Source organism: Bacillus sp. ChL18 (assembly GCF_026241425.1).
Lineage (GTDB): Bacteria > Bacillota > Bacilli > Bacillales > Bacillaceae > Bacillus > Bacillus velezensis.
Window position 1 is genome coordinate 28,110 of sequence record NZ_JAPHWE010000005.1, and the last position, 13,789, is coordinate 41,898.

At 45.0% G+C, this 13,789-nt stretch carries 10 protein-coding genes and 1 other annotated feature; all 10 genes read right to left on the bottom strand.

Annotated elements, in window-relative coordinates; genetic code table 11:
- Positions 1-104: 104 nt before the first annotated feature.
- The 10 genes from fusA to rplA all read right to left on the bottom strand — a co-directional run bounded on the left by fusA (position 105) and on the right by rplA (position 13,746).
- The gene (fusA, locus tag OQ477_RS19945; RefSeq protein ID WP_007410399.1) at positions 105-2,183 is read right to left on the bottom strand and encodes an elongation factor G; all 2,079 of its coding nucleotides are present in this window, start codon (positions 2,181-2,183) and stop codon (positions 105-107) included.
- A gap of 52 nt (positions 2,184-2,235) precedes the next feature.
- Entirely contained in the window at positions 2,236-2,706 is a 471-nt protein-coding gene (gene rpsG / locus OQ477_RS19950) for a 30S ribosomal protein S7 (RefSeq protein WP_003156447.1), read from the bottom strand.
- A 39-nt stretch (positions 2,707-2,745) separates the two neighbouring features.
- A complete protein-coding gene (gene rpsL, locus OQ477_RS19955) occupies positions 2,746-3,162 on the bottom strand; it encodes a 30S ribosomal protein S12 (protein ID WP_003156445.1) in 417 nt (138 codons plus the stop codon).
- Between the two features lie 115 nt (positions 3,163-3,277).
- Complete coding sequence (locus OQ477_RS19960; protein ID WP_003156443.1) at positions 3,278-3,526, bottom strand: 50S ribosomal protein L7ae-like protein; 249 nt, start codon at positions 3,524-3,526, stop codon at positions 3,278-3,280.
- Between the two features lie 168 nt (positions 3,527-3,694).
- Entirely contained in the window at positions 3,695-7,294 is a 3,600-nt protein-coding gene (gene rpoC, locus OQ477_RS19965; protein ID WP_007410398.1) for a DNA-directed RNA polymerase subunit beta', read from the bottom strand.
- A gap of 62 nt (positions 7,295-7,356) precedes the next feature.
- Positions 7,357-10,938, bottom strand: a complete 3,582-nt coding sequence (gene rpoB / locus OQ477_RS19970) for a DNA-directed RNA polymerase subunit beta (RefSeq protein WP_003156440.1) — start codon at positions 10,936-10,938, stop codon at positions 7,357-7,359.
- Positions 10,939-11,182: 244 nt separating this feature from the next.
- Positions 11,183-11,788, bottom strand: a complete 606-nt coding sequence (locus OQ477_RS19975) for a class I SAM-dependent methyltransferase (RefSeq protein ID WP_029325705.1) — start codon at positions 11,786-11,788, stop codon at positions 11,183-11,185.
- 91 nt (positions 11,789-11,879) lie between these two features.
- Positions 11,880-12,251: a 50S ribosomal protein L7/L12 gene (gene rplL / locus OQ477_RS19980; RefSeq protein ID WP_003156436.1), complete on the bottom strand. Its 372-nt coding sequence runs from the start codon at positions 12,249-12,251 to the stop codon at positions 11,880-11,882.
- A 41-nt stretch (positions 12,252-12,292) separates the two neighbouring features.
- A complete protein-coding gene (gene rplJ / locus OQ477_RS19985) occupies positions 12,293-12,793 on the bottom strand; it encodes a 50S ribosomal protein L10 (protein WP_265973559.1) in 501 nt (166 codons plus the stop codon).
- Positions 12,794-12,856: 63 nt separating this feature from the next.
- Positions 12,857-12,999 (bottom strand) — a sequence feature (ribosomal protein L10 leader region).
- A gap of 48 nt (positions 13,000-13,047) precedes the next feature.
- Positions 13,048-13,746 (bottom strand): 50S ribosomal protein L1, encoded by a 699-nt coding sequence (rplA, locus tag OQ477_RS19990; protein ID WP_003156431.1) that lies wholly within the window; start codon positions 13,744-13,746, stop codon positions 13,048-13,050.
- Positions 13,747-13,789: the final 43 nt, after the last annotated feature.

Genomic DNA, 13,789 nt, shown 5'->3' on the forward strand with positions numbered 1-13,789 from the left:
AAGAGCTTTTAATTAGTAATGTATAGAGTGATAGAAAGTGAAAGCAAGCTCTCACTTCCTCATCTTACAATAGTAGTTATACTTGAGTTAAGTGGCAAAATCAATTATTCGCCTTTATTTTTTTTGATAATTTCTTCAGCGATGCTCTTCGGCACTTCTTCGTAGTGATCCATGAACATTGTGAACGTACCGCGTCCTTGCGTGTTAGAACGAAGGGCAGTAGCGTAACCGAACATTTCAGCAAGAGGTACCATCGCACGCACAACTTGAGCGTTACCGCGAGCTTCCATACCTTCTACGCGTCCGCGACGAGAAGTAACATCACCCATGATGTCTCCCATGTATTCTTCAGGAATAACAACTTCAACTTTCATGATTGGTTCAAGAAGAACTGGGTTACATTTGCTGACTGCATTTTTCAATGCCATAGAAGCAGCGACTTTAAACGCCATTTCGTTTGAGTCAACATCATGGTAAGATCCATCAAAAAGTTTCGCCTTGATGTCGATTAGCGGGAATCCGGCTAGGACACCATTTTCAAGAGAATCTTCAAGACCTGCTTGTACGGCTGGGATGTATTCACGAGGAACAACACCACCGACGATTGCGTTTTCGAATTCAAAGCCAGCGCCTTCTTCGTTCGGTTCAAATTCGATCCAAACGTGACCGAACTGACCGCGTCCGCCTGATTGACGTACGAATTTACCTTCAACTTTTGCACCGGTACGGAATGTCTCACGGTACGCAACTTGAGGAGCACCAACGTTAGCTTCAACTTTGAACTCACGCTTCATACGATCAACAATGATATCAAGGTGAAGCTCACCCATACCAGAGATGATTGTTTGACCCGTTTCAGGGTTAGTTTGTGTACGGAATGTAGGATCTTCTTCAGCAAGTTTAGCTAAAGCGATACCCATTTTATCTTGGTCAGCTTTTGATTTAGGCTCAATCGCTACGTCGATAACAGGCTCTGGGAATTCCATTGATTCAAGGATTACAAGATCCTTCTCATCACATAGAGTATCTCCAGTAGAAGTATCTTTTAGACCTACAGCAGCTGCGATGTCTCCAGCGTATACAGTAGAGATCTCTTCACGGCTGTTAGCGTGCATTTGAAGGATACGTCCTACGCGCTCACGCTTGCCTTTTGTAGAGTTCTTTACATATGAACCGGAATCAAGTGTACCGGAATATACGCGGAAGAATGTCAGCTTACCGACATAAGGGTCAGTCATAACTTTAAATGCAAGTGCAGAGAATGGCTCTTCATCAGAAGAATGACGAACGATCTCTTCATCTGTATCAGGACGTACACCTTTGATTGCAGCAACATCAGTTGGCGCAGGAAGGTAGTCAAGAACAGCATCAAGTACAAGCTGAACACCTTTGTTTTTGAAAGCAGAACCAACAAGTACAGGGTAGAATTCAACATTCAGTGTACCTTTACGGATAGCAGCTTTCAATTCAGGGATAGTGATTTCTTCACCTTCAAGGTACTTTTCCATAAGCTCTTCATCAAGCTCAGCTACAGCTTCAATCAGGCTGCTGCGAAGCTCTTCAGCTTGTTCTTTGTACTCTTCAGGGATTTCTTTCGCATCTGAACGAGTTCCAAGGTCATCTTCGTAGAAATACGCAACGTTTTCTACTAAGTCGATGATACCTTCGAAGTTGTCTTCAGCGCCGATCGGCAATTGAATTGCGTGAGCGTTAGCTTGAAGACGGTCTCTTAAAGTGCCTACAGAGTAAAGGAAGTCTGCGCCGATTTTGTCCATTTTGTTGACAAATACAACACGCGGTACTCCGTAAGTTGTTGCTTGGCGCCATACTGTTTCTGTCTGAGGCTCAACACCTGATTGAGCATCAAGTACGGCAACCGCACCATCAAGTACACGGAGTGAACGTTCAACTTCAACTGTGAAGTCTACGTGTCCCGGTGTATCGATGATGTTTACACGGTAACCTTTCCACTGTGCAGTCGTTGCTGCAGAAGTGATTGTGATACCGCGTTCTTGTTCCTGCTCCATCCAGTCCATTTGCGAAGCACCTTCGTGAGTTTCGCCAATTTTGTGGATACGGCCTGTGTAGAACAAGATCCGTTCTGTAGTAGTCGTTTTACCGGCATCGATGTGAGCCATGATCCCGATATTACGAGTTTTTTCTAAGGAGAACTCTCTTGCCATTGGGTAATTTCTCCTTCCTTATTAGGGAATTATTATTTTGATTATATGAATCCTACCAGCGGTAGTGAGCAAATGCTTTGTTCGCTTCTGCCATCTTGTGAGTGTCTTCACGTTTCTTAACGGCAGCACCAGTGTTGTTAGCTGCATCAAGAATTTCGTTAGCCAGGCGCTCTTCCATTGTTTTTTCTCCGCGAAGACGCGCATAGTTAACCAACCAGCGAAGACCAAGAGTTGTACGGCGTTCAGGACGAACTTCTACAGGCACTTGGTAGTTAGCTCCACCTACACGGCGTGCTTTTACTTCAAGTACAGGCATGATGTTTTTCAATGCTTGTTCGAAAACCTCCATTGCATCATTGCCAGTGCGTTCTTTAATGATATCGAATGACTTGTATAGGATTGTTTGAGATTTACCTTTTTTACCGTCGATCATCATTTTGTTGATCAGGCGGGATACCAGCTTAGAGTTGTAAAGCGGATCAGGTAAAACATCTCTTTTTGCTACAGGACCTTTACGTGGCATCTGAATATCCTCCCTTCATAGTTTTAATGATTTATTTGATTACTTTGCTTTAGGACGTTTCGTACCGTATTTAGAACGGCCTTGCGCACGGTTTTCAACTCCGGCAGTATCAAGCGCGCCACGAACGATGTGGTAGCGTACCCCCGGTAAGTCTTTTACACGTCCGCCGCGGATCAGTACAACGCTGTGCTCTTGCAGGTTGTGACCGATACCAGGAATGTAGGCAGTAACCTCGATTCCGTTAGTCAAACGAACACGAGCATATTTACGAAGTGCTGAGTTCGGTTTTTTCGGTGTCATTGTACCCACACGAGTACATACCCCGCGTTTTTGTGGAGAAGATACGTTAGTGTGCTCTTTTTTAAAGCTGTTGTATCCTTTGTTTAGTGCAGGTGACTTAGAGTTTTCAACTTTGCTCACGCGTCCCTTGCGAATTAGCTGATTAATTGTAGGCATGTTGTGTTCCTCCCTTCATTACGTTTTATAACCCACATACCCAGGTGGTTCATCATTAGGCAAAAAACAATGTCTTTACACAAGAATGATATCTTATATAAAAACAAAAAGTACGCTATAACATAATGGCAACAGCTGCTGCTCCCACTTCAATTCCGCAGGCTTTGCCGAGCTTTTTCATGGAATCCACCATACAGACAGCGGTATTTTGATTCTTCGCAAGCTGTATAACGCCAGCCGTAAGAACTGAATCCGCGTCTTTTGCCACGACGACTTCCTTCACTGAACCTCGTTTTAGAGCTTTCACTGTTTGCTTCGTACCAATAATAATTGATTTGGCCTGTGATACTTTATCATAAGACATAAACATATCCTCCAAAGTAACAGGTTTTATTTCGAGCACCTTGGTTATATTATCACTCTGCGGGACGGATGTCAACAACGTATGACATTTTTTAGTGCAGTCCCCCGCCAGAATAATTGTAATACTGAGGAAAAGCTGTCGAAACAGCCTTTCCTGCAGCAGTTTCTATTATTCAGCCGGAACCATATCTTCCGAAGGCTGAACGTTTGAAACAGGTTTTACTTTTCTGTAATTCATCATACCGGTACCGGCCGGAACCAGTTTACCGATGATAACATTCTCTTTCAGGCCGAGAAGTTCATCGCGCTTGCCTTTAATCGCAGCATCTGTAAGAACACGTGTTGTTTCTTGGAATGATGCGGCAGACAAGAATGAATCCGTCTCGAGTGAAGCTTTTGTGATACCGAGAAGGACAGGGCGGCCTGTAGCAGGTCGATTGCCTTCAAGCAGCACTTTTTTGTTCGCTTCTGTAAATTGGTGAATATCAAGCAATGTGCCAGGGAGAACATCAGTATCTCCGGCATCGATCACACGGACTTTGCGAAGCATCTGGCGAACCATTACTTCTACGTGTTTATCGCCGATTTCAACCCCCTGCATACGGTAAACCTTCTGAACCTCATGCAGAAGATATTCCTGAACCGTTGTCAGGTCAGTGACTTTAAGAAGTTCTTTCGGATCGATAGAACCTTCTGTCAGCACTTGACCGCGGGTAATCTGATCACCCTCAGCCACTTTCAGGCGTGAGTTGTAAGGTGCCGTGTATGAACGTGTCTCAACAGCGCCCTGAACAACAATCTCCTGCTGTTTGTCGCGGACTTCATTGATTTCGGCAATTGTACCGTCAATCTCAGAAATCGTCGCTTGACCTTTCGGATTACGCGCTTCGAAAAGCTCTTGGATACGCGGAAGACCTTGTGTGATATCGTCTCCGGCAACCCCGCCTGTGTGGAACGTACGCATTGTTAACTGTGTTCCAGGCTCACCGATAGATTGAGCGGCGATAATACCTACTGCTTCGCCGACTTCAACATCAGTTCCGGTTGCAAGGTTACGTCCGTAGCATCGTTTACATACACCATGAGGAGTGTTACATGTGAACGCGGAACGGATCCACACTTCTTCGATTCCGGCTTCAACGATTTCCAGCGCTTTATCTTCATCGATCAATTCATTTTCGTTAATGAGCACAGCACCCGTTTCAGGATGTTTGATCTGTTTTCTGGCGAAACGTCCGATCAGACGCTCTTCCAGACGCTCGATGATTTCCGTGCCTTCTTTGAGCGGTTTTGCAAGAATACCGCGGTCTGTTCCGCAATCTGTTTCACGAATGATAACATCCTGCGCAACATCAACAAGACGGCGTGTAAGGTAACCTGAGTCAGCTGTTTTCAGGGCGGTATCGGCAAGACCTTTACGCGCACCGTGAGTGGAGATAAAGTACTCCAATACTGTCAGACCTTCACGGAAACTTGATTTAATCGGCAATTCAATGATTCGTCCAGCCGGGTTGGCCATCAGACCGCGCATACCCGCAAGCTGTGTAAAGTTAGATGCGTTACCACGGGCGCCTGAGTCACTCATCATGTAGATCGGGTTGACTTCGTCTAATGATTTCATCAGTTTGCCTTGGATAACATCTTTCGCTGAACTCCAAATTGAAATGACTCTTTCATAACGTTCTTCTTCGGTGATTAAACCGCGTCTGAACTGTTTCAGGACATTATCAACTTTGCTTTGTGCTTCTTCAAGGATTTCCTGTTTGTCATCGAGAACGACGATATCAGAAACCCCTACTGTGATGCCGGCTTTCGTTGAATATCTGAAACCGAGGTTTTTCATGCGGTCAAGCATTTTAGACGTTTCCGTGATATGGAATCGTTTAAAGATTTCCGCGATGATTTTACCGAGAATGCCTTTTTTAAACGGTGCGTTGATCGGCTGCTCAGCAATCACAGCTTTTACGTCAGCACCTTTATCTAAGAAGAAACGGTCAGGTGTCTTCTCTTCAATGTTGCTCTTCGTTGGTTCATTCATGTAAGGGAATGATTCCGGAAGAATTTCATTGAAGACGAGCTTACCGACAGTTGTAATTAACAATTTTGAACGCTGTTCTTCAGTAAAAGTCACATTCTTAAGGGAGTTCGCTGCAACAGCAACTCTCGTATGAAGGTGAACATAACCGTTTTGATAAGCAAGAAGCGCTTCGTCCGTATTTTTGAAAACCATACCCTCGCCGACTGCTCCGGCGCGCTCAAGCGTCAGGTAGTAGTTTCCTAATACCATATCCTGAGACGGCGTAACAACCGGTTTACCATCTTTAGGGTTCAAGATGTTTTGGGCCGCAAGCATCAGAATGCGCGCCTCAGCTTGAGCCTCAGCTGATAAAGGTACGTGAACCGCCATTTGGTCACCGTCAAAGTCAGCGTTATAAGCTGTACATACTAACGGGTGAAGACGGATGGCGCGTCCTTCAACAAGCGTCGGTTCGAAAGCCTGGATACCTAATCTGTGAAGAGTAGGGGCACGGTTCAGTAAGACCGGATGCTCCTTAATGACAGATTCAAGTACATCCCATACTTCAGGCTGCACGCGTTCGATTTTGCGTTTTGCGCTCTTGATATTGTGAGCAAGGCCTTTTTCAACAAGCTCTTTCATGACGAAAGGCTTGAAGAGCTCAAGCGCCATTTCCTTCGGCAAACCGCACTGATACATTTTCAGATGCGGACCTACGACGATAACGGAACGTCCTGAGTAGTCTACACGTTTACCGAGAAGGTTCTGACGGAAACGCCCTTGTTTCCCTTTCAGCATGTGAGAAAGAGATTTAAGCGGACGGTTACCCGGTCCGGTAACCGGACGGCCGCGGCGTCCGTTGTCAATCAGAGCGTCGACTGCTTCCTGAAGCATACGTTTTTCGTTCTGAACGATGATGCTTGGCGCGCCGAGGTCTAACAGACGTTTTAAACGGTTATTACGGTTGATGACACGACGGTAAAGGTCGTTCAGGTCAGACGTAGCGAAACGTCCGCCGTCAAGCTGAACCATCGGTCTTAATTCAGGCGGAATAACCGGAAGCACGTCGAGAATCATCCAAGACGGCTTGTTTCCTGAATTACGGAAGGCTTCAAGCACTTCAAGGCGTTTGATCGCACGTGTACGGCGCTGCCCTTGAGAAGTCTTCAGCTCTTCTTTTAACATATCAACTTCTTTGACCAGGTCGATGTCCTGCAGAAGTTTATTAATGGCTTCCGCGCCCATAGAGGCTTGGAATTTGTTTCCGTACTTATCCAGATACGCACGGTATTCCTTTTCAGATAAAAGCTGTTTCTTTTCGAGCGGTGTATTGGCCGGGTCAGTTACGACGTAAGAAGCAAAGTAAATAACTTCTTCCAGCGCACGCGGTGACATATCCAATACAAGACCCATACGGCTCGGAATACCTTTGAAATACCAAATGTGAGAAACCGGGGCAGCCAGTTCAATATGCCCCATTCTCTCACGACGGACTTTAGCCCGCGTTACTTCAACTCCGCAACGGTCACAAACTACGCCTTTATAACGAACCCGCTTGTACTTGCCGCAATGACATTCCCAGTCCTTAGTCGGTCCGAAAATGCGTTCGCAGAACAGGCCGTCCTTTTCAGGTTTCAATGTACGATAGTTTATCGTTTCAGGCTTTTTCACTTCACCAAAAGACCATGAACGGATTTTATCCGGTGAAGCAAGACCGATGTTCATATACTCAAAATTGTTCACATCTAGCAAGGGGCCTACCTCCCTTTTTATCTTCGGATTAACCGATGTCACTTGCCTTTATCAATCAGAGACTATTCTTTCGTTACTGCGTCACGTTCAACGTCTGGAGATGCTGTTTCTTCCGGCGCTTCATCACCTGATAATGCAAGGCCGTCAGCTTGTTTCGCATCTTCCTCGTCTTCTAGATCTCTCATTTCTATTTCTTCTTCATCGCCTGAAAGGATTTTTACGTCCATACCTAAGCTTTGAAGCTCTTTGATCAATACTTTGAATGATTCCGGAACACCAGGCTCTGGAACATTGTCGCCTTTGACGATGGCTTCATATGTTTTCACACGTCCGACCACGTCATCGGACTTCACAGTCAGGATTTCTTGAAGCGTGTAAGCTGCGCCGTAAGCTTCAAGCGCCCAAACCTCCATCTCACCGAAACGCTGTCCGCCGAATTGGGCTTTACCGCCGAGAGGCTGCTGCGTAACAAGTGAGTAAGGACCTGTAGAACGGGCATGAAGTTTATCATCAACCATGTGCGCCAGTTTGATCATGTACATGATTCCGACAGATACACGGTTGTCAAACGGTTCTCCCGTACGGCCGTCATAAAGAACTGTTTTAGCGTCTCTTGACATGCCTGCTTCTTCAAGTGTTTCCCACACATCTTCTTCACGCGCGCCGTCAAATACAGGTGACGCGATGTGAATGCCGAGGTAGCGGGCAGCCATACCCATGTGAAGTTCTAATACCTGACCGATATTCATACGTGATGGTACACCCAGCGGGTTAAGCATGATATCGATCGGCGTGCCGTCAGGAAGGTAAGGCATATCTTCTTCAGGAAGAATCTTCGAGATAACCCCTTTGTTTCCGTGACGTCCGGCCATTTTATCACCTTCAGAAATCTTACGTTTCTGAACGATATATACGCGTACAAGCTGGTTCACTCCCGGAGGAAGTTCGTCGCCGTCTTCACGGTTGAAGACTTTTACGTCGTGGATAATTCCGCCGCCGCCGTGAGGCACACGGAGAGAAGTATCACGGACTTCACGCGCTTTTTCTCCAAAGATCGCATGCAGAAGGCGTTCTTCAGCCGTAAGCTCAGTTACACCTTTAGGCGTTACTTTACCTACGAGAAGGTCTCCGTCGTTGACTTCCGCACCGATACGGATAATTCCGCGGTCATCAAGATTGCGAAGCGCGTCTTCCCCTACGTTTGGAATATCGCGGGTGATCTCTTCCGGCCCAAGCTTTGTATCACGTGCTTCTGATTCATATTCTTCAATGTGAATAGATGTGTATACATCATCTTTCACAAGGCGTTCACTCATGATGATGGCATCCTCATAGTTGTAACCATCCCATGTCATGAAGCCGACCATTACGTTGCGGCCGAGAGCAAGTTCACCAAGCTCCATTGAAGGTCCGTCAGCAAGGATTTCTCCTTTGACTACTTCATCGCCGACACTGACGATCGGACGCTGGTTGTAGCACGTACCTTGGTTGGAGCGGACAAATTTCAGCAAGCTGTACTTATCCAGGTTGCCTTTTACTTTTTGGCCGTCAATTTCTTCATAGCGGCGCACCCATACGTTTTTCGCTTCCACCCGTTCAACGATACCAGGATGTTTACAAATAACGGCTGCACCGGAGTCTTTACCGGATACGTATTCCATACCCGTTCCGACGATCGGAGCTTCCGGCTGCATCAAAGGCACAGCCTGACGCTGCATGTTCGCTCCCATGAGGGCGCGGTTCGAGTCATCGTTTTCCAAGAACGGAATACATGCTGTCGCAGCAGAAACAACCTGTTTAGGAGAAACGTCCATGTAATCCACGCGGTTGCGGGCTACAACGGTGTTTTCCCCTCTGAAACGCGCTACGATGCTGTCATCCAAGAAAGAACCGTCATCGCTCAGCTTAGCATTCGCTTGGGCTACGACATAGTTATCCTCTTCATCAGCAGTCAGGTAGTCGATTCTAGGCGTTACTTTTCCTGTTTCAGGATCAACGCGGCGGTATGGCGTCTCAATGAAACCAAAGCGGTTTACTTTCGCAAATGATGACAATGAGTTGATCAAACCGATGTTCGGGCCCTCAGGCGTTTCAATCGGACACATACGGCCATAGTGAGAGTAGTGAACGTCACGTACTTCCATACCTGCGCGCTCACGCGTCAAACCGCCCGGTCCGAGAGCTGACAGACGGCGTTTGTGCGTCAATTCAGCAAGCGGGTTCGTCTGATCCATGAATTGAGAAAGCTGTGAGCTTCCGAAGAACTCTTTAATAGACGCAATAACAGGTCTGATGTTAATCAGCTGCTGCGGCGTAATTGTATTCGTGTCTTGAATAGACATTCTTTCACGTACGACACGTTCCATCCGGCTTAAACCGATACGGAATTGGTTTTGCAGGAGCTCACCTACAGAACGCAGACGGCGGTTTCCGAGATGGTCGATATCATCAGTGTCGCCCACTCCGTGCAGGAGGTTGAAGAAGTAGCTGATAGAAGAAATAATATCAGCAGGCGTAATGTTTTTAATCGCTTCTTCGATGTAAGCATTGCCGATCACATTGATCGTCTGCTCTCCTTCTGCATCGGTAGGAGCATAGATTTTAATGGATTGAAGCATCACTTCATCCTCGACAACGCCGCCGTTAGGATAAAGTTTTCTGAAGCCGATTCCATTTTCTAAGTATGGCAGTACTTTATCAAGTGTTCTTCTGTCAAGAATCTGCCCTTTTTCAGCGAGAATTTCACCGGTTTCCGGATCCACCAGTGTTTCTGCAAGGCGCTGGTTAAACAGGCGGTTCTTGATATGAAGCTTTTTATTAATTTTATAGCGTCCTACATTCGCAAGGTCGTATCGCTTCGGATCGAAGAAACGGGAATCCAGCAAGCTTTTTGCGTTTTCTACTGTAGGCGGCTCTCCGGGACGAAGGCGCTCATAGATTTCAAGAAGCGCTTTGTCACTGTTTTCAGTGTTGTCCTTATCCAGTGTATTGCGGAGATATTCGTTCTCACCAATGAGATCGAGAATCTCTTGGTCGGAACCGAAGCCGAGAGCACGCAAAAGAACCGTAACCGGCAACTTACGTGTGCGATCAATGCGGACATACACAACATCTTTCGCATCAGTTTCGTATTCTAACCATGCGCCACGGTTTGGAATGACAGTCGCGGTAAAACCTTTTTTACCGTTTTTGTCTACTTTACCACTGAAATATACACTTGGAGACCGAACAAGCTGAGATACGATAACACGTTCTGCACCGTTGATGATAAAAGTACCGGTATCTGTCATAATAGGGAAATCACCCATGAAGACATCCTGGTCTTTTACCTCTCCAGTTTCTTTGTTAATTAAACGAACCTTCACTCTCAGCGGAGCTGAGTAAGTCACATCACGTTCTTTTGACTCTTCAACGGGATACTTAGGATCTCCTAAACTGTAGTCAATGAACTCTAGAGAGAGGTTACCAGTGAAATCCTCAATTGGTGATATGTCTTGAAACATCTCTCTAAGACCCTCATCAAGAAACCACTGATAAGAAGAGGTTTGAATTTCAATGAGATTTGGTAATTCTAACACTTCGCTAATGCGAGCATAGCTTCTGCGCTGGCGGTGTCGTCCATACTGAACTAGTTGACCTGTCAACTGATTCACCCCTCAAATCATGCGTATTATATGTGTAATAAGCATCTCTTACGATAAAGAAATACTTTTACAAGACAAAAGAAAAAAGGGTTTCTAATTAAGAAAACCACATCCAAAAACAAATACCGATTTTATTAGCATTTCCATGTTTGTATAATTTATACATGCACTATGATTATTTCAGCATATCATGCAAAATATATACATTGGCATTTTACAATATTAACATAGCTGAAAATTCAAGTCAAACTTTTTTTGCTTTTATGATATAATAGCCTTTCTTTTTTTGAACCACAGAAACTTCGTCAAAAAGCTCCTTCAGTTTTTCAATGGCAGAAGGCCCGCCCTGTTTTTTCTGTATAACGATCCACAATTCACCTGAAGCCCTTAAATGCTCAGCGCTTTTTTCAAAAATGGCATGGACAACTTTTTTTCCGGCGCGGATTGGGGGGTTTGTAAAAATAGAAGCAAATGTTTGAGCAGAATCAATATTTGAAAATAAATCACTCTGATAAATCCGAACGTTTTTTATTCCGTTTTTTTCTGCATTTTCATTTGACAGCTCTACGGCTCTTTCATTCACGTCAATCATGTGCACGGTCCGGTCTGTAAATGCACCGGCGAGCGACAGACCGATCGGGCCGTAACCGCAGCCTGCATCCAGGAAGTCACCATCGATCTCCGGCTCTTCAAACGCTTCAATTAAGACACGCGAACCGAAATCAACTTCCTTTTTCGAGAAAACGCCGCTGTCACTTGTGAATGTATAAGATCTGTTCCGCAGTGTAAATGACCATGTCTGTTTATCGCTTTTAACTGAAGGTTTTTCTGAATAATAGTGTTCACTCATTATTAGAACCTCCTTTTTTAATTGCACTTAAAGAAAAGCAAAGAAAAAGCCCGCCTCATAAAAGCGAGCTTCCCCTACAGGCAAGTGAAGATTACTTAACTTCTACAGAAGCGCCAACTTCTTCAAGTTTAGCTTTAAGCTCTTCAGCTTCTTCTTTCGCAATACCTTCTTTAAGTGGTTTTGGAGTGTTGTCAACAAGTTCTTTAGCTTCTTTCAAGCCAAGACCAGTGATTTCACGAACAACTTTGATAACTTTGATTTTCTGAGAACCTGCACCAGCAAGGATAAGGTCGAATTCGCTTTGCTCTTCAGCAGCGCCGCCAGCAGCAGCTCCGCCAGCTACAGCTACAGGAGCAGCAGCAGTTACGCCAAATTCTTCTTCGATTGCTTTTACTAGGTCGTTCAATTCAAGTACAGTTGCTTCTTTAACGGAAGCAATGATTTCTTCGATATTTAAAGCCATTTGAAATTCCTCCATTTGTTTTATTTTAGGGTAAAATCAGATTAAGCGCCTTGTTCTTCCTTTTGGTCTGCAACTGCTTTAGCTGCAAGTGCAAGGTTGCGAACTGGAGCTTGAAGTACGCTAAGCAACATAGAAAGTAAGCCATCGCGTGAAGGAAGTTCAGCAAGAGCTTTCACTTCTTCAACAGAAGATACTTTTCCTTCGATAACGCCCGCTTTGATTTCCAGAGCTTCGTGATTTTTCGCGAACTCGTTAAGAACTTTTGCCGGAGCGATAACATCTTCAGTACTGAATGCGATCGCATTCGGTCCAGTTAAGACATCATTCAAATCATCAAGTTCAGCTTGTTCAACCGCACGGCGAGTCATTGTGTTTTTGTACACTTTGAACTCTACGTTAGCTTCGCGAAGCTGTTTACGGAGTTCAGTTACTTCAGAAACGTTAAGTCCGCGGTAGTCAACGATGATCGTTGATTTGCTTTCTTTCAGTTTAGAAGCAATCTCTTCAACAACAACTTTTTTTGTATCAATTGCGCTGCTCATGGTTACACCTCCTGTAGATTTTGTGTAACACTTATACCGCTAGGTGATCACGACTGTGACGACGATTTCATATAAAAAGCCTCCATGTGGACATGGAGGCTGTATATACAAGCATACGTAACGTAATAGCTGTGATATATATACACCTCGGCAGGATATTAAGCCTTAACGGCCCCTGCTGTCTACGGTATAAATGACATATTATATTTTACAACATTTTGAATCATATCAGAATGCTGATCTAAAGTCAAATATTATTTTACGTTGAAAGTAGAAGCGTCTACTTTGACACCAGGGCCCATAGTAGAAGTAACGGCAACGTTTTTCACGTAAACACCTTTAGCCGCAGCCGGTTTTGCTTTCAGGATTGTATCATACATTGTTGTGAAGTTCTCAACAAGTTTTTCATCCTCGAAAGAAACTTTTCCGATCGGAACATGGATGTTACCAGCTTTGTCAACGCGGTATTCTACTTTACCAGCTTTGATTTCGCCGATTGCTTTTTCTACTTCGAATGTAACAGTTCCTGTTTTAGGGTTTGGCATAAGACCTTTTGGTCCAAGCACACGGCCGATTTTACCGACTTCACCCATCATGTCAGGAGTCGCAACGATTACATCGAATTCGAACCAGCCTTGCTGGATTTTCGCGATGTAATCAGAATCGCCAACGTAGTCTGCACCGGCAGCTTCAGCTTCTTTTGCTTTTTCGCCTTTAGCGAATACAAGCACGCGCTGAGTTTTACCAGTTCCGTTAGGAAGTACAACTGCACCGCGGATTTGCTGATCGTTTTTACGAGGGTCAACCCCTAAACGAAAAGCAACTTCAACTGTAGCGTCGAATTTAGCTGTGTTTGTTTTTTTAGTAAGCGCCACTGCTTCAGCGACGTCGTAAGCTTTCGCACGGTCTACAAGCTTCGCAGCTTCAACGTACTTTTTACCTTTTTTAGCCATTTTAAAATTTCCTCCTTATGTGGTTATAGCGGAATAACCTCCC